The organism is Kitasatospora sp. NPDC032121, from assembly GCF_055580145.1.
In genome coordinates this window covers 467,076-492,687 of the sequence record NZ_JBVILX010000004.1, presented here as the reverse complement: position 1 = coordinate 492,687, position 25,612 = coordinate 467,076, and the positions used below count along the sequence as shown (strand labels likewise).

Genomic DNA, 25,612 nt, shown 5'->3' with positions numbered 1-25,612 from the left:
CGGGGGACGAAGAGGATGCGGACAGGGGTGAACCGGGCGTGGTGACGTACGCGCAGGCGCAGGAGCTCGCCGAGGAGTGGATCAACGGCGGAGTGCCGCGCACGCGGCAGCGCGAGGTACGGGTCCGGGAGTTCGACCTGGGCTTCGTCTGTTGGGCGGTGGCGCCCGCGGGCCCGGCCGAGGGTACGGGCGGCGCGGGCGGCGGCTCGGGGGAGGCCCGGCTGGTGATCGCCCGGGACTCGGGCGCCAGCACGCTGTGGCCCGCGCTGCCCGTCAACGAGGTGGTCCGGCAGTACGAGGAGGTCTACGGGCGGCCGGTGGCGGCCAACCCGGCGGGGGCGGCGAAGCCCGCGCCCGGGCCGGTGGAGGCGACCTCCTTCCTGCTCAGCCCGCCGCAGTGGCTCCAGGAGGCGGGGGCCGCGGCGATCGCGGCGGAGGCGGAGCGGCTCGGGACGGCTCCGGCCGCTGCCGCGGCTGCCGAGCCCGTCGAGGAGCCGCCGGCTCCGGCGCCGCAGCCCGCGCCGGCCGTGCAGCCCGCGCCGGCCGTGCAGCCCGCGCCGGCCGCGCAGCCCGCGCCGGCCGTGCTGACCGAGCCGCCGGTCTCCGACCGGCCCGCCGGGGACGCGCCGACCATGCTCGCGCCGCCGCCGGGGCAGGACGAGCCGGCCGTCGTACCGCAGTCGGCGCCGGTGCCGGTGCCGGTGCCGCAGGCCGCCGCGCCGATCGCGCCTGATGTGCCCGCCGCGCCCGCGACGCCCGCCGGGCCCGCGACGCCCGTCCCGCCCGCAGCGCCCGTCGCACCCGTGGTGCCGGGCCCGCCGGCCGGGGCCGAGGCCGCGACCATGCTGATGCCCGAGGGGCTGCGGACCACCGGCTCGGATCTGCCCGAGCCCGCCGCGCCGGCGGGTGCCGAGGCCGCGACCATGCTGATGCCGCCGACGGGCGGCGGCTACGGCATGCCCCCGCTCCCGCCGTCCGCGCCGGCCCCGGCCGCCGCGGAGCAGCCGCCCGTTGCCCCGCCGGCCCCGGTGCCCGCCCCGGCCGCCGAGCCGGCGCCCACGCTGCTCGCCTCGCCGGACGCCATGCCGGGGCTGATGGGCCTACCGGGCGCTCCGGCCGCCCCGCCCGCCGGCGGTCCGCAGGTGGAGCACGCGCCGACGATGCTGGCCCCGCCCGGCGGTCTGCCCGGTCTCGCCGGTCTGCCGGGCGCCCCGGTACCCGGCGTTCCGGCCCCGGCCCCCGGTGCCCCGGCCCCCGGCGTTCCGGCCCCGGGCGCCCCGGAGGGCGGCGCGCCGCAGGCCGGGCTCGGCCGGGGCGCGGGCTCCGCCCCGCCGCCGCCCCCGCCGGCCGCACTGCGCGGTGGCCCCGCCGGCCCTCCCGCCGCGGGCGCCGCTCCCGCCGGGCTGGGGCGCAACGCGGGTTCGGGCCCGCCGCCGCCCCCGCCCGCCGGGCTGAAGCACACCCCGGGTGCCGGCACGCCCGTCGCCAACCCCGGCGGCCGTGGCGCCGCCTCCGCCCCGCCGCCCCCGCCCCCGGTGGGCCTGCGCGGTGGCGAGGCCCCGGCGACCCCGGCGGCCGCGCCGACCGGCCCGGCGGCGTCCGGGACGGCGTACGAGGCGACCCAGCTGGCGAGCGCGATCGACCCGGCGCCGGCGGCCGGCCCGGCGGACCCGGGCACCCCGCCGTCCGGCGGCCCCGCCGTCCCGCCGCCGCCCGGCGGTCCGGCGGCCCCCGTCGCGCCCGCGGCCGGCTACGGCTACCCGAACGCGGGCGGCGCCGCCGGGCTCGTCCCGCCGGCGGCGGTGCCCGGCTCGCCGCAGCCCGCGCCGGTGCCCCCGGGCGTGCCCGCGGTCGGCCCGGGGTACTTCGCCGCGCTCAGCTACCGGGGCCCGGACGGCTCGGAGCAGAAGCTGCTGCACCGCAGCGAGCCCGGCACCCCGCACCCGGAGTGGAAGATCCTCCAGGACCTGCGCCGGCTCAACGTGCCGCCGGAGCAGGTGCTGGAGCTGTACACCGAGCTGGAGTCCTGCGACCTGCCGGGCGGCTACTGCAACCGCATGATCGCCGCGTCCTGGCCGAACGTCCGGCTCACCCACACCGCCCCGTACGGCCGCGACCACGCCTCCCGGCAGGCCGGGATGTCCGAGCTGCTCGACCACCTGGACGAGCTGCACCAGCTGGCCTCCGGCGCCCAGCGGGTCCGCCCGTTCCGGGTGCCGGCGCCCGCGCCGGGGACGGTCCAGGCGCTGCCGCCGCTCCCGCCGCAGCAGCTCGCCCAGGAGATCGGCGCCGCGTTCGGGCAGAACCTGTTCCGCTACGAGCAGCGCGCCGTCTCCCGCCAGGGCGTGCCCGAGCCGGTGTCCCAGACCCTGATGTGGGCCGGGCTGCCGCGCGACTTCGGGCCGTTCTTCTGGGCGCAGGCGCAGGAGGGCCGCCCGATCCCGACGCTCGCCGAGCTGGCCGCCGAGCGCGGCCTCGCCGCAGGCCCGGACTTCGGCGGCTACCTGGTGCTGGGCAACGACTACGGCCGCCAGCTGTGCGTCCAGTACGGCACCGCGCACGTGGTGGCGGTGGACATCGATGGAACCGGCCAGCCGCCCCGGTTCGTCAACAGCGGTGTACCGGAGTTCGTCCGTTCGCTGGCCCTGCTGGGCCGGATGTGGCGGCTGCGGTACGGGCTGACGCCGGACCAGGCCGGTCGCTGGACGACCGACTTCCAGGCCCAGCTCGCCGCGATCGACCCGGCGGCCCTGCAGAACGCGGACACCTGGTGGGCCGTGCTGCTGGAGCAGTTCTGGGACGGCCTGCTGTAGCGGTCCGTCGCCGATCCTCGCAGGTGGGGAGGGGTCGTTCCGGTGTCCGGGACGGCCCCTCCGGCATGCCGTCGCAGCCGTGCCTCATTGGGGTTTCGCCCGGATCTGCGCAAAATAGGTCAAGAGGATGGGTCTATTCGTCCCGTCCTCGACGCAATCCGGTCCGTAGGACGGCGGAATCCGGCCCCGGACTCCCAACCGGTTCCGGATCCGACCGTTCCGTCCGATCATGGGCTCCGCAGCCCGCGAACGAGGGGAAGAGCCCATGAGCGACGCCGTCCCCCAGTACGGCTTCACCCAGGCCCGCAAGGGCTACGCGCCCGAGCAGGTCGACCGAGCCCTGGCCGCGCTCACCGCGCAGCGCGACGAGGCCTGGGAGCGGCTGAGTGTCCTGGGCGCCGGCATCCGGCAGATGGAGGCCCGGCTGGCCGACATCCGCCGGACCGCCGAGGAGGCCCCGGAGCCCGACTACCAGGTGCTCAGCGAGCAGGCCGCCGGACTCGCCGCGATGGCCGAGAACGAGGCGCGCGCCGTCCGGGAGAAGGCCGAGCGCTTCGCCGAGGACCTCCGGGACGAGGTCTACGAGGCCGGGCAGGCGGCCGACCGCGCCGCCAGGGAGTACAGCGCCACGACCCGGGCCGCCGCCGACGCGGCCGCCCGCCGCACCGAGGAACGGACCCGGGCCGAGGCCGAGGGCATCCGGTCCGAGGCCGACCGGGAGAGCCGCGCCATCCGGGACGCCGCCACCGCGTACGCCGCCAAGGTGCGGGTGGCCGCCGCCGAGGCCGGCGAACAGGCCGAGGCCGAGCTGGCCGCCCGGCGCCGCAAGGCCGACGAGACCTTCGCCGCGGCCCAGGCCAAGGCCGACGCCGAGGACGCCGAGGTCTCGGAGACCGCCGAGCGCCGGGTCAAGGAGGCGGAACAGCAGCGGGAGACCGTGCTGAACCGGATCAAGCAGCTGGAGACGGACGCCCAGGCCAAGGCCGACCAGCTGATCGAGCAGGCCCGCCGGGAGGCCGAGGAGATCAACGCGGCGAGCGAGCGCGAGCAGCGCGAGTTCGACACCCGGCTGGAGACGGTGCAGCAGCACCTGGACCACATCAAGGCCACGCTGGCCTCGCTCACCGGGGCGGCGGTCGGCCAGATCGAGCCCGAGGTGGCGGCCGCGGCCGTCGCGGCGGCCCGGGCCGCGGAGGGCTCGGCCGAGCAGGCCGCCGAGGAGTCCGCCGAGGCCCCCACGGCCCCCACGGCCCCCGCTCCGCGGGACGCGGTCGAGGACGCCGTCGCCGACACCGCGCCGGTGGACTCGGAGGCGGACACCGGAGAGATCCCGGTGGCGAACCTGCGCAAGGCCCTGGCCACCGCGGCTCCGGCCGGAGCCAAGGGCTCCGCCCCGGAGCAGTCGGCGCCCGTGCTGCGGACGCCGGTGGTCGGCAGCAGCGCGACCAGGGCCATCGGCGGCCCCGTGGCGACCGGCCCGGTGCCCCCGAAGCCGGCCTCGCCGCCCGCCGGGGAGATGGCGGCCTCCGACGCCGCCGCTGCCGGGAAGGCCGCCGAGGGGCGGGCGGAGGACGAGACCCGGATCGTTCCGAAGATCATCATCGTGGACGACGGCACCGACTACGCGACCCCCAACACGGTGAGCTACCGCCGCCGCTGACCGGCCGCGACCGTACGTCGTCGCGAAGGCCCGGCCGCTTCCCCCGGGGCGGTTTCCGGCGGTCGTTGCCACACGTGGTCGGTCGTCCAGGCCGCGATGAGTTCAGCCAGGCGCTCGGCTGGGGTTTCCCAGCCGGGCGTTTCGCGTGGGCGGCGGCCGACCGGGTGGGCGCCGGGAGCGAAAGAGGCCGAGACCCGTGGCGCCCTCCAGGAAAGGGCGCCACGGTTCCCGGCGCTTGGGCGGGCGCCCCCACCCAGGGCCGCCCGGCCTCGCACCTCCGACCCCCATCGGTGGTGCGACAGTGCCCCCACAGCCATCCCCCACGGTTGGGTGCGGCGGGCACGTTCACCATGGTGCGCGATCTCCATGGACGGCCAGTGACAGGAGTATGTCCAGTTCGTGGCGGATAGCCGTGCTCGGTTCGGCGGTACTCCGGGTTGGTTCGTCCACCGGCCGGTCCGGTGTTCCGTCCAGTCGTTCGTTCCCGGACGCGCCCCTGACAAAAACAGCGGGGGCGGGGGCGTGCTGCCCGGTGCCCCGACTCCGGTCACGGCCCAGGTACGGCCCCGCGCCGATCCCGTTCCGGCCCCGCCGATGTCGTGGACCGCGTGCCTGTCCGTGCCGCGGCGTAGGCTGGAGACCCCCGGCCGCTCGGCGTGCCGGGCCGTTCGCGTTGCCCCGGCGGGCCTTCGACCGCCCCGGGGCGGCACCAGCCACGGGACGAAGAAGAGACCCCAGATGAGCCTGACCGGACTGCTCGATGTCGTCGCGCGGGACGCGGCGCTCGCCGAGGCGATCGAGGCGGCCACCGCCCCCGGAGCCGCGGCCGGCGGACGCCGCCACCTGGACCTGGTCGGGCCGCCCGCCGCCCGGCCGTTCGCCATCGCCGCGCTGGCCCGCGCGCTCGCCGGGCAGTCCGCCGGGGAGCGGGGCCGCCCGGTGCTCGCCGTCACCGCGACCGGCCGCGAGGCCGAGGACCTCGCGGCCTCGCTGCGCTCGCTGCTGCCCGCCGACGCCGTCGCCGAGTTCCCGGCCTGGGAGACGCTGCCGCACGAGCGGCTGTCGCCCCGCTCGGACACCGTCGGGCGCCGGCTGGCCGTACTGCGCCGGATCGTCCACCCGCGGGCCGACGACCCGGCGGCCGGGCCGGTGCAGGTGGTCGTCGCCCCCGTCCGCTCGGTGCTCCAGCCGCAGGTCAAGGGGCTGGCCGAGCTGGAGCCGGTGGCCGTCCGGCGCGGTGGGTCGTACGACCTGGAGGAGGTGGCCCGCCGGCTCTCCGCCGCCGCCTACGCGCGCGTCGAACTGGTCGAGAAGCGCGGCGAGTTCGCTGTCCGCGGCGGCATCCTGGACGTCTTCCCGCCCACCGAGGAGCACCCGCTGCGGGTGGAGTTCTGGGGCGACGAGGTCGAGGAGGTCCGGTACTTCAAGGTCGCCGACCAGCGCTCGCTGGAGATCGCCGAGCACGGCCTGTGGGCGCCGCCCTGCCGCGAACTGCTGCTCACCGACGAGGTGCGGGCCCGGGCCGCCGAGCTGTCCGCCGAGCACCCCGGGCTGGCCGAGATCCTGGACAAGATCGCCGAGGGCATCGCGGTCGAGGGCATGGAGTCGCTGGCGCCGGTGCTGGTCGACGACATGGAGCTGCTGCTGGACGTGCTGCCGCTCGGCTCCGTCACCGTGGTCTGCGACCCGGAGCGGGTCCGCACCCGGGCCGCCGACCTGGTCGCGACCAGCCAGGAGTTCCTGCACGCCTCCTGGGTCGCGGCCGCGGCCGGCGGGGACCGGCCGATCGACCTGGAGGCCATCGACGTCTCCGCCGCCTCGCTGCGCTCGCTCGCCGAGGTGCGCGAACACGCCGACGAGATCGGGCTGCCCTGGTGGTCCGTCAGCCCGTTCGCGACGAGCCAGTCCTCCGTCGACGGCATCCTGGAGTTCGACGCCAACACGCTGACCCTCGGCATGCACGCCGTCGAGGCCTACCGGGGCGACACCGCCCGGGCGATCGCCGACGCCAAGGAGCGGCTGGCCGCCGACTGGCGGGTCGTCATGGTGACCGAGGGCCACGGCCCGGCCTCCCGGCTCGCCGAGGTGCTGGGCAACGAGGGCATCCCGGCCCGCCTGGTCGCCGACCTCACCGAGGCGCCCACCCGGGACGTCGTCCACGTCTCCTGCGGCTCGATCGAGCACGGCTTCGTGGACGAGAACCTCAAGCTCACGGTCATCACCGAGACCGACCTGTCCGGGCAGAAGTCCTCCACCAAGGACATGCGCCGGATGCCCTCGCGCCGCCGCAACGCGATCGACCCGCTGGCGCTGGTGGCCGGCGACTACGTCGTCCACGAGGCGCACGGCGTCGGCAAGTACGTCGAGATGGTGCAGCGCACCGTCCAGGGCGCCACCCGCGAGTACCTGGTGCTGGAGTACGCCCCGGCCAAGCGCGGCCACCCCGGCGACCGGCTGTTCGTGCCGACCGACCAGCTGGACCAGGTCACCAAGTACGTCGGCGGCGAGGCCCCGACGCTGCACCGGCTCGGCGGCGCGGACTGGGCGAAGACCAAGCAGCGGGCCAAGAAGGCCGTCAAGGAGATCGCCGCCGACCTGATCAGGCTGTACTCGGCACGGATGGCCGCCCCAGGCCACACCTTCGGCCCGGACACCCCGTGGCAGCGCGAGCTGGAGGACGCCTTCCCGTACGCGGAGACGCCGGACCAGCTGACCACCATCGCCGAGGTCAAGTCGGACATGGAGAAGTCCGTTCCGATGGACCGGCTGATCTGCGGCGACGTCGGCTACGGCAAGACCGAGATCGCGGTGCGGGCCGCCTTCAAGGCCGTGCAGGACGGCAAGCAGGTGGCCGTCCTGGTGCCGACCACGCTGCTGGTGCAGCAGCACTTCTCGACCTTCGCCGAGCGCTACGCCAACTTCCCGGTGACGGTGAAGGCGCTGTCCCGCTTCCAGACCGACACCGAGGCCAAGGCCGTGCTGGAGGGGCTTTTCGAGGGCTCGGTGGACGTCGTGATCGGCACCCACCGGCTGTTCTCCTCCGAGACCAGGTTCAAGGACCTCGGCCTGGTCATCGTCGACGAGGAGCAGCGGTTCGGCGTCGAGCACAAGGAGCAGCTGAAGAAGCTGCGCGCCAACGTGGACGTGCTCACCATGTCCGCGACCCCGATCCCGCGCACCCTGGAGATGGCCGTCACCGGCATCCGCGAGATGTCCACCATCACCACCCCGCCGGAGGAGCGGCACCCGGTGCTGACCTTCGTCGGCCCGTACGACGAGAAGCAGATCTCGGCCGCGATCCGGCGTGAACTCCTGCGCGAGGGCCAGGTGTTCTACATCCACAACCGGGTGGAGTCGATCGACAAGGCGGCCGCCCGACTGAAGGACCTGGTGCCCGAGGCGCGGATCGCCACCGCGCACGGGCAGATGGGGGAGACCCAGCTGGAGAAGGTCGTCGTCGACTTCTGGGAGAAGGAGTTCGACGTCCTGGTGTCGACCACGATCGTGGAGTCCGGCATCGACATCTCCAACGCCAACACCCTGATCGTGGAACGCGGCGACACCTTCGGCCTCTCCCAGCTGCACCAGCTGCGCGGGCGGGTCGGGCGAGGGCGCGAGCGCGGCTACGCGTACATGCTGTACCCGCCGGAGAAGCCGCTCACCGAGACCGCGCACGAGCGGCTGGCCACCATCGCCCAGCACACCGAGATGGGCGCCGGCATGTACGTCGCGATGAAGGACCTGGAGATCCGCGGGGCGGGCAACCTGCTCGGCGGCGAGCAGTCCGGGCACATCGCGGGCGTCGGCTTCGACCTCTACATGCGGATGGTCGGCGAGGCGGTGGCGGAGTTCCGCGAGTCGCTGGCGGGCGGCGGGGAGCCGGAGGAGGAGCCGCTCGAGGTGAAGATCGAGCTGCCCGTCGACGCCCACGTGCCGCACGACTACGCGCCCGGCGAGCGGCTGCGGCTGCAGGCGTACCGCTCGATCGCCGCCGTCAACTCGGAGGAGGACATCCGGCAGGTCCGGGACGAGCTGGTGGACCGCTACGGCAAGCTGCCCGAGCCGGTGGAGAACCTGCTGCTGGTCGCGGCGCTGCGACTGTACGCCCGGCGGTGCGGGATCGCGGACATCACCCTCCAGGGCTCCAACGTCCGCTTCGGGCCGGTGGAGCTGCGTGAGTCCCAGCAGCTGCGGCTGAACCGGCTCTACCCGCGCAGCCAGGTGAAGGCGGCGGCCCAGCAGCTGCTGGTGCCGCGCCCGAGCACCGGGCGGATCGGCGGCAAGCCGCTGGTCGGGCGGGAACTGCTGGGCTGGTGCAGCGAGTTCCTGTCGGCCATGTTCGACGACCTGGCGGGGGCGAAGAAGTAGCGTCCGCCGCTCGGCGGTTCCCGGCTGGTTCACGGCTGGGCCCCCGCCGGGTTCACAGCTGGATCGCGGCGGTCTCGGGCTTCGGCCCGGGGCCGCCGTTCCGTACGTACGGGGGTGCGGCGGGAGGTCAGCCGAGCTTCCACTGGCCGGCCTGGTTGGAGAAGCCGTTGTCCAGCGCGAACTGGACCTTGTCGAGCTTGGTGCCGTCCGGGACCTCGAAGGTGACGAAGCCCTTGCCCGTCTCGCCGGGAGCGATGTTGGTGGGGGTCTGGAAGGCGGGGCCGGCCTTGGTCTCCTCGAGGTTCGGCCCGTACGCCTGGCCCTGGGCGTCCACGACCTTGGCGCTGCTGGCGGGGACCTCGCCGTACGCCTGGGCACCGGTGGCCTTGATCTGGAACTGCACCGCGACGTAGTGCTTGCCCTCGGCCGGCTTGAGGTACTCGTTGGCGCTCTCGGCCGGGTCGACCACCTTCACCGCGGTGACGTCGGCGGTGTTGCCCTTGTCCATGCCCTTGAGCGCGATGGTGTCGCCGAGCTTGGCGGGGGCCTTGGCGGTGTCGGCGGCCTTGGTGCCGGCGCCGGCGGCCGCGGTCGGCTTCGCCTCGGTCGAGACGGAGGCGCCACCCGTCGAGTCGCAGGCGGTCGCGGTGAGGGTGACCAGCGCCGCGCCCAGCAGCAGGGCGGCGGTGCGGCGGGTGGTGACGCGGCGGGCGGTGGCGGACATGACTGTTCTCCCGGTGGTCGGTGGTCTTCCTGGTGTCGCTCCCGTCCGGTGGCGACGGAGAGATCACACCACTGGCGCGTGAACCATGTCAACGAGATTTCACGAAAGATCTCTGTTCACGCGTGAACGAGGGTGGGGAGCCGCATCGCTATGCTGTGCGGTCACACCCCCTGCCCGCCCGCGCCACCGAAGGAGCCCCCGTGCCGGACCGTCCCGAAGTGACCGCCGCCGAGATCGCCCGGCTCGCCGGCGTCGGCCGGGCCGCGGTCAGCAACTGGCGCCGCCGCCACCCCGACTTCCCCCGCCCGGTGGGCGGCACCGACGCCAGCCCGGCCTTCGCGCTCGCCGAGGTCGAGTCCTGGCTGCGCGCCCAGGGCAAGATCGCCGAACTCCCGCTGCTGGAGCGGGTCTGGCAGCTCGTCGACACCCTCCGCGACCCGGCCGGCCACCCCGCCGCCCCGCTGGTCGAGGCGGGCGCCCTGCTCCTGCTGCTGCACCGCGAGCCCGAACAGTGGGCCGAGCTCGCCGAGCGGCCGGACACCCGGCTCGCCCTCGCGCTGCCCCGGGCCGTCGCCGGCGCCGCCGTCCACGCCTTCGGCCCCGACGGCGCCCACACCCTCGGCCTCCCCGGCCTGCTCGGCAGCACCCAGCTGGACCTCGCCCGGCTGCTCGCCGAACTCGCCGCCCAGGCCGGCCCGGTCGGCGCGTACGAGCAGCTGCTCACCCGGTACGCCGAGGCCAACACCCGGCAGCTCAGCCCCACCCCGCCGGAGGCCGCCGAACTGCTCGCCGCCGTCGCCGGGATCCCCGCCACCGTGCTCGACCCGGCCGTCGGCCTCGGCTCCGTCCTGCTCGCCCACCCGCCGACCACCGGCCGCTACGGCCAGGACGCCGACCCGGTCACCGCCGCCCTCGCCCGGCTCCGGATCGCCCTGCACACCCCCGCCGACGAGCCCGGCCCGCTCCCGCTCGACCTGCGGGCCGGCGACGCCCTGCGCGCCGACGGCTTCCCCGGCGACACCTTCGAGGCCGTGCTCTGCCAGCCCCCGTACAACGAACGCGACTGGGGCCACGACGAGCTGCAGTTCGACACCCGCTGGCCCGGCGGGCTCGTCCCGCCGCGCGGCGAGTCCGAACTGGCCTGGGTGCTGCACTGCCTCGCCCACACCCGCCCCGGCGGCCTCGCGGCGCTGCTGCTCCCGCCGACCGTCGCCGCCCGCCGGGCCGGCCGCCGGATCCGGGCCGAACTGCTCCGCTCCGGCGCGCTGCGCGCCGTCATCGCGCTGCCCGCCGGCGCCGCCCCGCCGTACGGCGTCCCGCTGCACCTGTGGGTGCTGCGCGCTCCCCGGCCGGGGAGCGACTTCCGCCAGGTGCTGATGCTCGACGCCGGGGCGGCACCCACCGCCGCGGTCGGGGCCGCCGGGGCGCCGGCCGCCGAGGGGGGCCGGGACAGGGTCGACTGGCCCGAGCTGCGCCGCACCGTCCTGGACGCCTGGCGCGGTTTCGACCTCGCCGCGCGCGAGGGCCTGCCGGTCCCCGCCGACCGCCCCGGCGTCCACCGGGCCGTGGCCGCCATCGACCTGCTCGACGACGAGACCGACCTCTCCCCGGCCCGACACGTCCCACCGGCCGCACCGCTCGGCGGCGCGGCCGAACTCTCCCACCTCGGCGGCCGACTGGCCGAACTGCTGGCCGGCCTGCCCGACCCGACCACGCTGCTGCCGCGGCCGGGCACCGCGCCCGACGGGGCGTCCGGCGCCGCTCCCGCGGGGCTGGTCACCATCGGTGAACTGATCCGCGGCGGCGCGCTGGAGGTGTACTCCTCCGGCACCGGCACCGGCACCGGCGCCGCCACCCGGCCGGCCGGCTCGGGAGCGGGCGGTTCGGGGGCGGCCGGGTGGGGAGCGGGCGGGTCGGGGTCGGCTGGCTCGGGGTCGGGCGGCACTCCCGTCGTCACCGACCAGGACCTCGCCACCGGCGCCGCGCCCAGCGCCGTCCTGACCGTCGGCCCCGGCCCGGCCGGGGACGTCCGCACCCGCCCCGGCGACGTCCTGGTCCCCGCCCTCGGCGGCGGCACCGCCCGGGTCGTCCCCGCCGAGGGCCCGCTGGTCGGCGCCGCCCTCGGCCGCCAACTCCACCTCCTGCGGCCCGATCCGGCCGCCCTCGACCCCGAGTTCCTGGCCGGCCAGTTCCGCTCCACCGCCGGCACCCGGCGCGCCGCCAGCCACGCCACCACCACCGTCCGCCTCGACATCCGCCGGGTCGAACTGCCCCGCCTCCCGCTCCCAGCGCAGCAGCGCCTCGGCGCCGCCTTCGCCCGCCTGGCCGCCTTCGACACCGCCCTCGCCCAGGCCGCCGCCCTCGGCCGCGGCCTCGCCCAGGCCGCCACCGACGCCCTGGCGACCGGCACGCTGCTGCCGCCGGACTGAGGGCGGTCCACGACGGGCGCCGCGGAGGTGACCCAGGCTCAGTAGCGGCGCGGTACCGGCGCGGTACCGATGCGGCAGCGGGCGGACGGAAGCCCTCCGGAGCGACCGGGCCGGGCGGTACGGTGAGCGCAGCCGTCCGCACCGCCCTCGGTGCCGGTCCTCACCAGCTCAGGAGCGCGCATGTCAGGGCACCACCCCGGGCAGTTCGGACCGCCGCCCGGCGGAACGCCGTACGGGCCGGGGCGGGGGCCGCTTCCCGCGCCGGCGCCGGTGGCCGGGCAGGCTCCGATTCCGGGGCGGTTCGGGCTGGTCGCGCGCGTCCTGTGCGCACTGGCCCCGCTGCTCACCTTCGGCCTGCTCGGGGCCGTCCCCTCGCTGCTGCTGGCGGTCCGGCGCCGGCGGGCGTACGACATCGCCGGTGCGGCGGTGTTCTGCGCGCTGCTGCTCGCCATGCTCGTCTCCGCCGGGGTCGCGGGCAGCCTGAAGAACCCCACCGCCGACACCACCGGCCAGATCACACTGGCCGTGCTGTGGCTCCTGCCGACGGCGCACTTCCTGGTGATGGACAGCCGCGCGGTCTGGCTGGCCGGGCCGCCCGCGCCGCAGGCCGTGCCGTACGCCGTGCCGCAGGCCGTTTCGCCGTACGCGGCGACCGTGCCCCGGTACGGGGTGCCCGCGCCGGCGGCCCCCGGCCCCTCGGTCGCGCCCCGCTCGGTGCAGGCCCCCTTCGTGCAGGCTCCCTCGGTGCAGACCCCCTCCGTGCGGGCTCCCGCGGTGCAGGCTCCCGAGACCGCCCACGACCTGCGCGAGCTGGGCGAGTTGCTGCGCCGCCAGGCCCGCGAGGACCGGCCGTGACCGCCACCCGACTGATCGCCGGCCGCTACCGGCTCACCGAGAAGATCGGCCACGGCGGCATGGGCCAGGTCTGGGCCGGCCAGGACGAACGGCTGCTCCGCCCGGTCGCGGTCAAGCTGCTCCGCCCCGAGCACCTGCTCCCCGGCGGGACCGGCACCGGCGGCGAACGGACCGGCCACGGCGACGAGTTGCGCCGCCGCTTCCTGCGCGAGTGCCGGGTCACCGCCGCACTCGACCACCCCGGGCTGGTCACCGTCTTCGACGCGGGCGAGGACGAGGGCGAGCTCTACCTCGTCATGCAGCGCATCCCCGGGGTCAGCCTGGCCGACCTCATCGCCGAAGACGCGCCCTTCCCGATCGAGCGCGCCGCGGCCGTCGCCGCGCAGCTGTGCGCCGCGCTGGCCGCCGTCCACGCCATCCCGGTGGTCCACCGCGACCTCAAGCCGAGCAACGTCATGGTCCGCGAGGACGGCCGCACCGTCCTGCTCGACCTCGGCATCGCCACCGCCCTCGACACCGAGACCACCCGGCTCACCCTCACCGGCGTGCCCGTCGGCAGCCCCTCCTACATGGCCCCCGAACAGGCCCTCGCCGCCACCACCGACCCGCGCAGCGACCTCTACGCGCTCGGCTGCCTGCTGCACGAGATGCTCGCCGGCGAGGAGCCGTTCCGGGCCCCCACCGCGCTCGGCGTCCTGCGCCGGCACGTCGACGAACCACCCGTCCCGCTACGGCAGTTGCGCCCCGAGGTGCCACAGCCGCTGGAACAACTGGTGCTCGACCTGCTCGCCAAGCAGCCCGCCGACCGCCCCGCCGACGCCTGGACCGTCTACACGCGGCTGCTCCCGCTGCTGCCCCCGGCCGACGGCACCCCGCAGCCCCGCCACACCCCGCTGCCGGACCCGGCCCGCCCCTTCCGGTACCCGCACCAGCCACAGCCGCCGGCCGCGGCGGCCACCCCGGCGCCGACCGTCCGCTCCGAGCCGCGGCCCTTCCTCCTGCCGCCCGCCCCTCCGACACCGCCCCCCGCCCCCGCGGGCCCGGACCTCGGCGCCGAATGCGCCCGGCTCTCCGACCTGGTCGACGCCGGCCGCCACACCGAGGTGCTCGGCCTCGCCGCCCGCCTGCTGCCCCGGGCCGAGGCCGAACTCGGCGACGCCGCGCCCCTGGTGCGCACCATCCGCACCATCTACGCCCGCACCCTCCTGCACGAGGGTCACCCCCAGCAGGCCCTCCCCGAATACCGCCGCCTCGCCGCCACCGCCGACGGCGGCCCGCACGGCCCCCAGGGCCTCGACCACCGCTACCGCGCCGCGATCTGCCTCGACCGGCTCGGCCACGGACCCGAAGCCCTCGCCGAGTACCAGGCCCTCCTCACCGCCCACACCGCCCGCCTCGAATCCGGCCTCGACACCGACCCCGAGCGAAGCTACGACCTCCGCGAACGCATCGGCCTCCACCTCGCCGCCGCCGGAGACCCCCAGAACGCCTGGCAGTGGCTGCTCCCCCTCCTCCTCGACCGCGAACGCCGCGACGGCCCCCACCACCCCACCGTCCGCCGCCTCCGCCAGTCCCTCTCCACCCTCACCCCCACCTCCACCTCCTGGCCCCCGGCACCCCGCTGACCCACCCCGCCCCCCGGCATCGCCGCCCCGCCGCCCCGGAACCTCCGGCACGGGCGCCCCGGCATGGTGGTGTGACCCTCCGTTCCGCCCTCGGCATGTCGGCCCCCGCGCCCCTTCCGGCTGGCACGACGTGTGCGTGCCGATTCAGAGGCCTTCGGCACGGGAACACCGTGCCGGCCTCGACGCACAGGGGTCGTGGTGTGGCCTTTCCACGTTGCCCTCCGGGACGTTGGCCCCCGCGACCCTTCCGGCTGGCACGACGTGTGTGTGCCACGAAGGCTGCTGCCGTGCCGGTTCGGAGCCTTCGGCACGGGCGCACCGTGCCGGCCTCGGGACGTTGGCCCCGCGCCTCTTCTGATCACCGTCAACAGCTCCAGCCCCCTGGGCCTCCAGGTATCCCGGGACGCCGCCCCCTGCCCGCCCGTTCGCCGAACGCCGTGCCACAGCCGCTCTCCACCGCCCCGACGGAGGGCGTCGCCATCTCGGATCAGGAAGTCGGCCGGGCCGACTTTTCGTGCTGGTGGCTTGCGGGGGAGCAGGGCGGCGCCTGGGAGCGGGAAGTCGGCGGGCTCGGCTTCCTGTGCGGGCGCGGGCTTGGCCGAGGCGTTGGCCTGGGCCGGAGTGGGTGCCGGATCAGGAAGTCGGCCGGGTCGACTCTTCGTGTCGCTGTGGTGCGGGTGCGCGGGTGCGCGGGAGGTCGGTGAGGCCGACTTTCCGTGCCTGCCGGGGCTTGGTGCGGGTGCCCGGAGTGGGTGTTCGGCGTGGGAAGTCGGCGGGTTCGACTTCTGCGTGGACGGGAGGCGTGGCCCGGGGCCGAGCGGATCCGGAGTGGGAAGTCGGCCGGGCCGACTTCTCGTGTCGCGGCGGGACTGGCCGGGCGAGAGCGGGGGACCGGGAAGTCGGCGGGTTCGGCGTTCTGCGCTGGTGGGGGCGTGGCTGGGGGCGGAGGTAGGTTCGGGGTGTGACGACGAATGTTCCGGGCGCGAAGTTGATCCTGCTGACCACCACCCACCGGGTGGCTCCCGGGCTGCTGGCGTGGCCGGCGTGGGAGGCGTTGCGGTCGGCGGGGCGGGTGTTGGTGGGGGACGAGGGGCATCCGCAGGTGGCGGCGGTGCGGCAGGCCGGGGTGGGCGTGGAGGTCGTGCCGGCCGGGTCGGCGCCCGCGTTGGCGCGGCTGCTGACCGGGCAGCCGGCCGGGGGCGGGCCGACGGTGTGGCTGGGCAGCCCGGACGGGGACCCGGGGCTGACCGACGCGTTGGCGCGGCTCGCGGTGGAGCAGGCCGGCGAGGTGCCCGAGATCGAGGTGCTGCCCGGCTCGTACGACCTGCCGGGGTCGCGGCTGCTGGACCTGGTGACGGTGATGGACCGGCTGCGCTCCCCGGGCGGTTGCCCCTGGGACGCCGAGCAGACGCACGAGACCCTGGTGAAGTACCTGGTCGAGGAGGCGTACGAGCTGGTCGAGGCGATCGAGGACGGGGAGCGGCAGACGCTGCGCGAGGAGCTGGGCGACGTCCTGTTCCAGGTGTTCTTCCACTCCCGGATCGCCGAGGAGCACCCGACCGACCCGTTCACCGTCGACGACGTGGCCGGGGACATCGTCGAGAAGCTGATGTACCGGCACCCGCACGTGTTCGGGAACGTCGAGGTCGAGGGTGCCACCGAGGCGGAGGCGAACTGGGAGCAGCTGAAGGCGGCCGAGAAGGCGGACCGCGAGTCGGTGCTGGACGGCGTGCCGGCCGGGCTGCCCGCGCTGGCGTACGCGGCGAAGCTGGTGTCCCGGGTGCGCCGGTCCGGGTTCACCGGAATGCCGGACGAGCCGTACGAGCTGCCCGCCGAGCTGACCGCCGACTCGGTGGGCCGGCTGCTGCTCGCGGTGGTGCAGCGGGCCCACGACGCAGGGGTGGACGTGGACGCGGCGCTGCGGTCGGCCGCGCGCGGTTACCGGGACGGGGTGCGCGCGGCCGAGGGTCTCGAGCCGGACGGGGAGTAGGTGCTCAGGCCGCCGTGGCGGTGTGCTCCGGGCGCCGCTGCGGCGGGACGAGTTCGCCGATGGCCTCGCCGACGAGGAGGACGAGTTCGGCGAGCCGCTCCAGGTCGAGGTGGTCGGGCAGGTCGGCCAGCGAGATGATCCGCTCGCCGCCCGGGCCGGCGACGGCGAACAGGTCGATCGGCCCGAGGTGCTTCTCGGCGGTGTCGACGAGGGCGGCGACGTCGCTGGGGCGGCGGATGTCGCCGCAGACGCCGACGACGGGGCAGCCCGGCCGGTCGAGTTCGGTGGCGAGGTCCTCGGCGACGCCGACGTACTGGTCGGCGATCAGCATTCCGGCGGCGCCGGCCGCGGAGAACCGGCGGGCGAGGCCCGCGCCCGACCCGCCGTCGAGGACCGCGATGACGACGACTGACCCGCTGACCCGCATGGCCTGCTCCTCCCTGTGGGCGACACCGCACCGGCGCCCACGCGTACTGCGGAGGATCGTAGGCACGTCCTGACCCTCCGCAACAGGGATTACCCCTCAGGTGACCAGGCTCACGCCCGCCCCGCGGCCAAGAGTCGGCCAAGAGCTGTCCACGGACCGTCCACGACCCGTCCACGGAGGGTCAACGGCCCGGCCACGGCCTGTCCATGAGCCGGCCGTGGAGCCGGCCGTGACCCGGTCATGACCCCGCCGCGGAGCGCCGCCCGACGGGCGCGGCCCGCCGGAGGGCGGGTGCGCCGGTCGCACCGGATACGGTCGGTCCATGCCAGCTCAGCCCGACCCCGCCCGGCCCGCCGCCGCGTCCTCCGATGCCCCCGCCCCGCAGCTGTTCACCTGGGAGTTCGCCTCCGACCCGTACCCCGCCTACGCCTGGCTGCGCGAGCACTCCCCGGTGCACCGCACCACCCTGCCGAGCGGGGTGGAGGCCTGGCTGGTGACCAGGTACGCCGACGCCCGGCAGGCGCTCGCGGACAGCCGGCTGTCGAAGAACCCGGCGCACCACAGCGAGCAGGCGCACCGCACCGGCCGGGTGGGCATCCCGGGGGAGCGGCAGGCGGACCTGATGACCCACCTGCTGAACATCGACCCGCCGGACCACACCCGGCTGCGCCGCCTGGTGTCGAAGGCGTTCACGCCGCGCCGGGTGGCCGAGTTCGAGCCGCGGGTGCAGCAGCTCACCGACCGGCTGATCGACGGCTTCGCGCAGCGCGGCTCGGCGGACCTGATCCACGAGTTCGCCTTCCCGCTCCCCATCTACGCGATCTGCGACATGCTGGGGGTGCCGGCCGAGGACCAGGACGACTTCCGCGACTGGGCCGGGATGATGCTGCGACACACGAAGCCGGGGCAGGGCGGCGGCCAACGCGGCGGCGTGGGGCGGGCGGTGAAGCGGATGCGGGCGTACCTGCTGGAGCTGATCCACCGCAAGCGCGCGGACCTCGGGGACGACCTGATCTCCGGTCTGATCCGGGCCAGTGACCACGGTGAGCACCTGACGGAGAACGAGGCCGCGGCGATGGCCTTCATCCTCCTGTTCGCGGGTTTCGAGACGACCGTGAACCTGATCGGCAACGGCACGTACGCGCTGCTGCGTAACCCGGAGCAGCGCCGGCTGCTGCAGGAGTCGGTGGCGCGCGGGGAGAGCGCGCTGCTGGAGACCGGGATCGAGGAACTCCTGCGCTACGACGGGCCGGTGGAGCTGGCGACCTGGCGGTTCGCGACCCGTCCGCTGACCATCGGCGGGGTGGACATCCCGGTCGGCGACCCGGTGCTGGTGGTGCTGGCCGCGGCGGACCGCGACCCGGCCCGGTTCGCCGCCGAGAACACCCTGGACCTGGCCCGTACGGACAATCCCCACCTGGGCTTCGGGCACGGCATCCACTACTGCATCGGCGCTCCGCTCGCCCGGTTGGAGGGGCGTGCGGCGCTGGCCTCGCTGCTTTCCCGGCTGCCCGATCTGCGGCTCGCGGAAAGCCCGGACGCCCTGCGCTGGCGCGGTGGCCTGATCATGCGTGGGCTGCGCGAACTACCGGTGGAATTCAGCCCGGAGGGCCGCTCTCCGCACACCCCTCCGCACACCCCTTCGCAGGTCTCTTGAACCCCTCCGACCTGCTGAGATCACGCTGACGGGGCGTCGCAGATCGCCCGCCGGCGGAGGTGTGAACACCCATCAATCCGGACATAACACCGCCGTTGGTAGGCGATCGGACACGGGCCGTAATTGTCGTGTGATATCGACGATATGAGCTTGTGATTGTCCTGATGATCTGTCTACTCTCCCTGGAGTTCGCAGCTGCGGACCTCGTGCGCGGAACGCCGAATCCTGCCCGCCGCGCCCGGGAAACCGACCAGACCCTGGGCAGGGGCGGGGGAACCAGGTTTGTTGCCGTCTCCCACGGCTTGGGGTGAAGCCGCCCGAGCGGAATCGTTTCCGCGTACGGCGGCCGGGCCACCTCCCGGTCCGAACCCGACAGCTCACCTCGCAGGCGTGCGGAGAGGGACCTCTTCATGCTGTTCGTTGGAACTGGCCGTCACCGTCGTCGCACCCAGGCCGAGAAGGCCATCGCCGTCGCCGGTGTGGCCGGCGTCGGACTCGCGATGCCGCTCCTCACCGCCACCGGCGCCTCCGCGGCCCCGGCCTCCACCTGGGACGCCGTCGCCCAGTGCGAGAGCGGCGGCAACTGGAGCATCAACACCGGCAACGGCTTCTACGGCGGCCTCCAGTTCACCTCCAGCACCTGGAAGGCGTACGGCGGCACCGCCTACGCGTCGCAGGCCAACCAGGCCAGCAAGGCCCAGCAGATCTCGGTCGCCGAGAAGGTGCTGGCCTCGCAGGGGCCGGGCGCCTGGCCGGTCTGCTCCCAGAAGGCGGGTCTGACCAAGGGCGGCGCCGCGGCCGTGGTCGACACCTCCTCGGACGCCAAGCCGCAGTCCGCCCCCAAGCAGCAGGCCCCGAAGCCCGCCGCCAAGCCGGCCGAGAAGCCGGCCGCGCAGCAGCCCGCCGCCCAGAAGCCGGTCCAGAAGCCCGCTGCCCAGAAGCCCGCCGCGCAGCCGGTCCAGCAGGCCGTCCCGCAGCAGCAGGCGCAGCCGCAGACCCCGGGCTTCTCCGGCAAGGCCGGCTGGGACGCCGACGCCAAGGTGTTCTGGTACCAGAACAACGGCGCCTGGTACTGGACCAGCCACCAGAGCGTCTACCAGCAGTACGCCGGCCAGGCCGCCGCCCAGCCGCAGTACGCTCCGCTCGCCGCCCAGCAGGCCCCGCAGGCCGCCGGCCACGACTACACCGTCCGCGCGGGGGACACCCTGTCGACCATCGCCGCCGCCCAGGGCGTGTCCGGCGGCTGGCACGCGCTGTACGAGCAGAACCACGCCACCGTCGGCGGCGACCCGAACCTGATCATGCCCGGCCAGGTGCTGCACCTCGGCTGAGCCGTCGCACCGGCCGTCACCCGACGCCGTCGTGACCCGACGCCGTCGTCACCCCGGCCGTCACCCCCGTCGTGGCCCGACGCCGGTGCCGCTCCGCCCGCCGTCCGAAGGGGACCGGTTCCTACCGGTCCCCTTCGTCCGCATTCGCCCGCTCCGGTGGGACAAGCTGGGACAAGCAGGTGAACTACCGGTGGGTAGTGGGGCCACACGCTGAGACGGGACCGAGGTGGACGTGGCCCCGGGAGCCCGGGCGGTTAGGCTCTGGTCGTAACGACTCCGCAATCGTCCTGCTGACAGCACCCACCGTCAGACCGGACCCTGCTTCCGCAAGGAGATGCCTCGTGCCGTCCATCGATGTCGTCGTAGCCCGTGAGATCCTCGACTCCCGCGGCAACCCCACGGTCGAGGTCGAGGTCGGCCTCGACGACGGCAGCACGGGTCGTGCCGCTGTCCCGTCGGGTGCCTCCACCGGTGCCTTCGAGGCGCTGGAGCTGCGCGACGGCGACAAGAACCGCTACTTCGGCAAGGGCGTCGAGAAGGCCGTCCTGGCCGTCATCGAGCAGATCGGCCCGGAGCTGGTCGGCTACGACGCCACCGAGCAGCGCCTGATCGACCAGGCCATGCTGGACCTGGACGCCACCCCGGACAAGTCCTCGCTCGGCGCCAACGCCATCCTGGGCGTCTCGCTGGCCGTCGCGCACGCCGCCTCCGAGGCCAGCGACCTGCCGCTGTTCCGCTACCTGGGCGGCCCGAACGCGCACGTCCTGCCGGTCCCGATGATGAACATCCTCAATGGTGGGTCGCACGCCGACTCCAACGTCGACATCCAGGAGTTCATGATCGCCCCGATCGGCGCGGAGTCCTTCTCCGAGGCCGTCCGCTGGGGCGTCGAGGTCTACCACACGCTCAAGGGCGTGCTGAAGGAGCGCGGCCTGTCCACCGGTCTGGGCGACGAGGGCGGCTTCGCCCCGAACCTGGACTCCAACCGCGAGGCCCTGGACCTCATCGTCGAGGCCATCCAGAAGGCCGGCTACGTGCCCGGCCGTGACGTCGCGCTGGCCCTGGACGTCGCCTCCTCCGAGTTCTACGAGGACGGCGCCTACCACTTCGAGGGCAAGGAGCTCACCGCCGCCGAGCTCATCGAGTACTACGCCGAGCTGGTCGCCGCCTACCCGCTGGTCTCCATCGAGGACCCGCTGGACGAGTCGGACTGGGACGGCTGGAAGGCCATGACCGAGAAGCTGGGCGACAAGGTCCAGCTGGTCGGCGACGACCTGTTCGTCACCAACCCGGCCCGCCTGGCCCGCGGCATCGAGACCGGCACCGCCAACGCGCTGCTGGTGAAGGTGAACCAGATCGGCTCGCTGACCGAGACCCTGGACGCCGTCGAGCTGGCCCAGCGCAACGGCTACCGCTGCATGATGTCGCACCGCTCCGGCGAGACCGAGGACGTCACCATCGCCGACCTGGCCGTCGCCACCAACTGCGGCCAGATCAAGACCGGTGCCCCGGCCCGCTCCGAGCGCGTCGCCAAGTACAACCAGCTGCTGCGCATCGAGGAGATCCTCGACGACGCCGCCGAGTACGCCGGCCGCGGCGCCTTCCCGCGCTTCCGCTCCGCCGAGTGACCAGCGGATCAGTACGGCGAGTCCGGGGCTGAGCGCTCCGGGCACGGGGGCCGAGTGCTCCCGGTAGCGCACGCCTGACCGGTGCCCCGCCGTTCACCCCGTAGGGTGGACGGCGGGGCACCGTCGCGACCAGGAGGGGATACGGGAGATGGCTGGCTGGAGGATCCCGGGCTTGGCGGCCCGGCCCCGGTTCACGAGCCGGGCGACCGTCCTCGTCCTGGTGCTCTGCTCCCTGGTGGCGATCCTCGCCTACCCGACGCGGCAGTTCATCTCCCAGCGCGCCGAGATCTCCGCCCAGCGGGCGAAGGCCGACCACGCGCGCCAGCAGGTCGAGCAGCTGCGCCGGGAGCGGGCCCGCTGGCAGGACCCGGAGTACGTCAAGGCGCAGGCCCGCGCCCGGCTGCACTACGCGGTGCCGGGGGAGACCCCGTACATCGCGGTGGACCCGGCCGGCCAGGGCTCCGCCCAGCCCTCCTCGTCCGCGGCCGGTGCGGCCTCCGCCCGGAACGCGGCCCCCGGAAGCGCCACCGGCCAGGCGATGGCCGCCAAACCCTGGTACGCCAGCATCTGGGACTCGGTGGACGCCGCCGACACCGCCGCGGCGGTCCCCGCCACCCCCCTTCCCCTCCCACCGTCCCCCGTTGGAGACACCTCCCCCCATGACCACTGAGAACCACCCCACCGTCTCCGACGCCGACGTCGCGGCCATCGCCGCCCAGCTCGGCCGGGTGCCGCGCGGCCTGCGCGGCGTGGCGCACCGCTGCCCCTGCGGCAACCCCGACGTCGTGGAGACGGCCCCCCGTCTGCCGGACGGCACGCCGTTCCCGACGCTCTACTACCTGACCTGCCCCAAGGCCGCCTCGCTGATCGGCACCCTGGAGGCGGAGGGCGTGATGAAGGACCAGAGCGCCCGGCTCGCCGAGGACCCGGAGCTGGCCGCCGCCTACCAGAAGGCGCACGAGGACTACATCGCCCGGCGTGACGCGATCGAGGTGCTGGAGGGCTTCCCGAGCGCCGGCGGCATGCCGGACCGGGTGAAGTGCCTGCACGTGCTGGTCGGCCACTCGCTGGCGGCCGGCGAGGGCGTCAACCCGCTCGGCGACGAGGCGCTCGGCATGCTGGAGGACTGGTGGGCCAAGGGTCCGTGCGTCTCCCCGGCCGAGGTCGAGGCCGCCGGTGAGCGGGTCGCCCGCAACCGCGCCAAGGAGCAGGACCACGACGCGGTGATCGCCGCCAAGCAGCAGCTGGCCGCCGAGCGCGCCGCGAAGAAGCGCGCCGCCGAGGAGGCCGCCGCCGGGGACGCCGCGGCGGAGCAGGAGTCCGAGTGAGCACGACCCGCGTCGCCGCGATCGACTGCGGCACCAACTCGATCCGTCTGCTGGTCGCCGACCTCGACCCGGACACCGGGGAGATCACCGACCTCGACCGCCGGATGATCGTCAACCGGCTGGGTCAGGGCGTGGACCAGACCGGCCGGCTGCACCCGGACGCGCTGGCCCGCACCTTCGCGGCCTGCCGGGAGTACCAGGAGATCATCTCCGGCTTCGGCGTCGGCCCCGAGCGGGTCCGCTTCGTCGCCACCAGCGCCTCCCGGGACGCCGAGAACAGCGACGAGTACGTCAAGGGCGTGCGCGACATCCTGGGCGTCGAGCCCGAGGTGGTGAGCGGCGAGGAGGAGGCGCACCTCTCCTTCGTGGGCGCCACCAAGGAGCTGACCGGCGGTCAGTTCCCCGGCCCGTACCTGGTCTTCGACCTCGGCGGCGGCTCCACCGAGTTCGTGCTCGGTACGGACGACGTGCAGGCCGCGCGCTCGGTGGACATCGGCTGCGTGCGGCTCACCGAGCGGTACTTCGGGGATGCCGAGCTGCCCTCCGAGCAGCAGATCGAGGCGGCCCGGGCGCACGTGCGCGCCGAGCTGGACCGGGCCGAGGAGGTCGTCCCGCTGACCGGCGCGGGCACCCTGGTGGGCCTGGCCGGGACGGTCACCACGGTGTCCGCGATCGCCCAGGGCCTGCCCGGCTACGACTCGGCGGCGATCCACCACTCCCGGATCAGCCGGGAGCGGGTCGCCGGGATCGCCCGAGAGCTGCTGGCCTCCACCCACGCCGAGCGCGCGGCCATCCCGTCGATGCACCCGGGCCGGGTGGACGTGATCGCGGCCGGGGCGCTGGAGCTGCTGGAGATCATGGAGCGCACCGGCGCCGCCGAGGTGGTCGTGAGCGAGCACGACATCCTCGACGGGATCGCCTTCGGTATCGCCCCCTGACCCCGCGCGGGGCTTGCCCGTCACGGCCCCGGCCCCCCGAGAGGGGGCCGGGGCCCTGGCGCGCCCGCACGCGGGTGGAAAAGTTCGTGAATTTCTTCACATGGCGATCGGGCCATTCGTCGCACCGGCCCGCCCGCTACGTCCGATATGTGGGACCGAAGGCCCGTCGCGCGGGTGGCCCATGGGATCGCAGGTCAGGCGTCGTTTGAGGTTTGAAAATCGAAATCACGCGCGGGAACCCGGGCGTTGTGCGGATCGTTGCTGCTCAGGCCGGTGGTGCTCCGGCGAACGTTCGCGCGGGGCCGTCCGGGGGTGGGGGCCGCCGCGCCGGGCCCGGTTTTGTGGCCGCGCAGTGTAGCACGGGGGGTCCGTCAACTTGTGACCGGGCTCACGAAGGCTGCTCCGGACGGTGCTGGATACTTTCGGATATGAGCACCACGGAGCGTCCTCGCATCCTCATTGTCGGCGGTGGTTACGTCGGCCTGTATGCCGCGATGCGCATCCTCAAGAAGATGCGTTACGGCGAAGCGACCGTCACGGTCGTCGACCCGCGGTCGTACATGACGTACCTGCCCTTCCTCCCCGAGGCGGCCGGCGGCAGTGTCGCGCCTCGCAACCTCATCGCGCCGCTGCGCAGCACCCTGAAGAAGGCGGAGGTGCTGACCGGGTCCGTCACCGGCATCGACCACGCCCGCAAGGTCGCCACGATCCAGCCCGCGGCCGGCGACAGCTACGAGCTGCCGTTCGAGTACCTGGTCGTCGCGACCGGCTCGGTCTCCCGCACCTTCCCGATCCCGGGTCTGGCGGAGAACGGCCTCGGCATGAAGACGGTCGAGGAGGCCATCGGCCTCCGCAACCACGTCATGGCCCAGCTCGACAAGGCCGAGTCCACCACGGACGAGGAGATCCGCCGCAAGGCGCTGACCTTCGTGGTGATCGGTGGCGGCTTCGCCGGCATCGAGACGGTCGCCGAGGTCGAGGACATGGCCCGTGACGCGGCCAAGCTGTACAAGACCGTCAGCCGCGAAGACATGCGCTTCGTCGTGGTCGAGGCGGCCAACCGCATCCTCCCCGAGATGGGCCCGGACCTCGGTCTGTGGACCAAGGAGAAGCTCGAGGAGCGCAACATCGAGGTCTACATCGAGACCTCGATGGACTCCTGCGTCGACGGCCACGTCATGCTGAAGAACGGCATGGAGATGGACGCCTCCACCATCGTGTGGACGGCCGGCGTGAAGCCGAACCCGGTGCTGGCCAACTTCGGCCTGCCGCTGGGCCCGCGCGGCCACGTCGACACCGCGCCGACCCTGCAGGTCCAGGGCTTCGACTACGTCTGGTCCGCCGGCGACAACGCCCAGGTGCCGGACCTCGCCGCGGGCGAGGGCGCCTGGTGCCCGCCGAACGCGCAGCACGCCAGCCGCCAGGCCATCGTCCTCGGCGACAACGTGATCTCCGGCATGCGCGGCTTCCCGCAGAAGGAGTACAAGCACAAGAACCTGGGTGCGGTCGCCGGTCTCGGCCTGCACAAGGGCGTGGCGATCCTCTTCGGCAAGTACAAGCTGAAGGGCCGTCCGGCCTGGTGGTTCCACCGCCTGTACCACGGTGCGATGGTGCCGACCTTCAACCGCAAGGTGCGCGTCTTCACCGACTGGACGCTCGCGATGTTCCTCAAGCGCGAGATGGTCGGCCTCGCCCAGATGGAGAAGCCGCAGCTGCCGATCCAGGAGGTCACTCCGCCCACCAAGCCCGTCGAGGCCGCCAAGCCGGCCGCCGACAAGGAACTCGCCAGCAAGTAAGCGACTGAGGCCCCGGTGTGGGAGCACCGGGGTATGAGTCGGA

15 protein-coding genes, 1 pseudogene and 1 riboswitch are annotated in these 25,612 nt (G+C 74.6%); of the genes and pseudogenes, 14 read left to right on the top strand and 2 right to left on the bottom strand.

Features of this window, described 5'->3' with window-relative positions; all coding sequences use genetic code 11:
* The first annotated feature begins 38 nt into the window (after positions 1-38).
* The 3 genes from ACZ5OX_RS16105 to mfd all read left to right on the top strand — a co-directional run bounded on the left by ACZ5OX_RS16105 (position 39) and on the right by mfd (position 8,841).
* The gene (locus ACZ5OX_RS16105; RefSeq protein ID WP_465630380.1) at positions 39-2,813 is read left to right on the top strand and encodes an SUKH-4 family immunity protein; all 2,775 of its coding nucleotides are present in this window, start codon (positions 39-41) and stop codon (positions 2,811-2,813) included.
* A gap of 265 nt (positions 2,814-3,078) precedes the next feature.
* On the top strand, positions 3,079-4,473 hold the full coding sequence (locus ACZ5OX_RS16100) for a hypothetical protein (RefSeq protein ID WP_465630379.1): 1,395 nt from the start codon (positions 3,079-3,081) through the stop codon (positions 4,471-4,473).
* Between the two features lie 738 nt (positions 4,474-5,211).
* Entirely contained in the window at positions 5,212-8,841 is a 3,630-nt protein-coding gene (gene mfd / locus ACZ5OX_RS16095) for a transcription-repair coupling factor (RefSeq protein WP_465630378.1), read from the top strand.
* Positions 8,842-8,968: 127 nt separating this feature from the next.
* On the opposite strand, the gene ACZ5OX_RS16090 is transcribed toward mfd, so the two are convergent.
* Positions 8,969-9,565 carry a DUF4352 domain-containing protein gene (locus ACZ5OX_RS16090; protein ID WP_465630377.1) on the bottom strand — a complete coding sequence of 199 codons (597 nt, stop codon included), beginning with the start codon at positions 9,563-9,565 and terminating at the stop codon, positions 8,969-8,971.
* Positions 9,566-9,765: 200 nt separating this feature from the next.
* Between ACZ5OX_RS16090 and ACZ5OX_RS16085 the strand changes: the two genes are divergently transcribed.
* The 4 genes from ACZ5OX_RS16085 to ACZ5OX_RS16070 all read left to right on the top strand — a co-directional run bounded on the left by ACZ5OX_RS16085 (position 9,766) and on the right by ACZ5OX_RS16070 (position 16,464).
* Positions 9,766-11,994 (top strand): N-6 DNA methylase, encoded by a 2,229-nt coding sequence (locus ACZ5OX_RS16085; protein ID WP_465630376.1) that lies wholly within the window; start codon positions 9,766-9,768, stop codon positions 11,992-11,994.
* A gap of 180 nt (positions 11,995-12,174) precedes the next feature.
* Entirely contained in the window at positions 12,175-12,849 is a 675-nt protein-coding gene (locus ACZ5OX_RS16080) for a hypothetical protein (RefSeq protein WP_465630375.1), read from the top strand.
* Complete coding sequence (locus ACZ5OX_RS16075) at positions 12,846-14,474, top strand: protein kinase domain-containing protein (RefSeq protein ID WP_465630374.1); 1,629 nt, start codon at positions 12,846-12,848, stop codon at positions 14,472-14,474. Before ACZ5OX_RS16080 ends, ACZ5OX_RS16075 begins: the two co-directional genes overlap by 4 nt.
* Positions 14,475-15,435: 961 nt before the next feature.
* Positions 15,436-16,464 (top strand): nucleoside triphosphate pyrophosphohydrolase, encoded by a 1,029-nt coding sequence (locus tag ACZ5OX_RS16070; protein ID WP_465630373.1) that lies wholly within the window; start codon positions 15,436-15,438, stop codon positions 16,462-16,464.
* Between the two features lie 4 nt (positions 16,465-16,468).
* On the opposite strand, the gene ACZ5OX_RS16065 is transcribed toward ACZ5OX_RS16070, so the two are convergent.
* Complete coding sequence (locus ACZ5OX_RS16065; RefSeq protein WP_392873917.1) at positions 16,469-16,891, bottom strand: SDR family NAD(P)-dependent oxidoreductase; 423 nt, start codon at positions 16,889-16,891, stop codon at positions 16,469-16,471.
* Positions 16,892-17,213: 322 nt separating this feature from the next.
* Here ACZ5OX_RS16065 and ACZ5OX_RS16060 point away from each other — a divergent pair, with 322 nt between their 5' ends.
* From ACZ5OX_RS16060 to ACZ5OX_RS16030, 7 genes and pseudogenes are all read left to right on the top strand, one after another.
* Positions 17,214-18,548, top strand: a complete 1,335-nt coding sequence (locus tag ACZ5OX_RS16060) for a cytochrome P450 family protein (protein WP_465630372.1) — start codon at positions 17,214-17,216, stop codon at positions 18,546-18,548.
* 238 nt (positions 18,549-18,786) lie between these two features.
* Positions 18,787-18,953, top strand: a riboswitch (cyclic di-AMP (ydaO/yuaA leader).
* A 5-nt stretch (positions 18,954-18,958) separates the two neighbouring features.
* Positions 18,959-19,879: a LysM peptidoglycan-binding domain-containing protein gene (locus ACZ5OX_RS16055; protein ID WP_465630371.1), complete on the top strand. Its 921-nt coding sequence runs from the start codon at positions 18,959-18,961 to the stop codon at positions 19,877-19,879.
* A 341-nt stretch (positions 19,880-20,220) separates the two neighbouring features.
* On the top strand, positions 20,221-21,507 hold the full coding sequence (eno, locus tag ACZ5OX_RS16050) for a phosphopyruvate hydratase (protein WP_392873908.1): 1,287 nt from the start codon (positions 20,221-20,223) through the stop codon (positions 21,505-21,507).
* 148 nt (positions 21,508-21,655) lie between these two features.
* Positions 21,656-22,177, top strand: coding sequence for an FtsB family cell division protein (locus ACZ5OX_RS16045; RefSeq protein ID WP_402410034.1), 522 nt, complete (start codon positions 21,656-21,658; stop codon positions 22,175-22,177).
* Positions 22,149-22,688 (top strand): annotated as a pseudogene (locus ACZ5OX_RS16040) (DUF501 domain-containing protein); the annotation flags it as partial. The gene ACZ5OX_RS16045 and the pseudogene ACZ5OX_RS16040, both read left to right, overlap by 29 nt.
* 143 nt (positions 22,689-22,831) lie before the next feature.
* Positions 22,832-23,773, top strand: coding sequence for a Ppx/GppA phosphatase family protein (locus tag ACZ5OX_RS16035; RefSeq protein ID WP_465630370.1), 942 nt, complete (start codon positions 22,832-22,834; stop codon positions 23,771-23,773).
* Positions 23,774-24,201: 428 nt separating this feature from the next.
* Positions 24,202-25,569 carry an NAD(P)/FAD-dependent oxidoreductase gene (locus ACZ5OX_RS16030; protein ID WP_449790437.1) on the top strand — a complete coding sequence of 456 codons (1,368 nt, stop codon included), beginning with the start codon at positions 24,202-24,204 and terminating at the stop codon, positions 25,567-25,569.
* Positions 25,570-25,612: the final 43 nt, after the last annotated feature.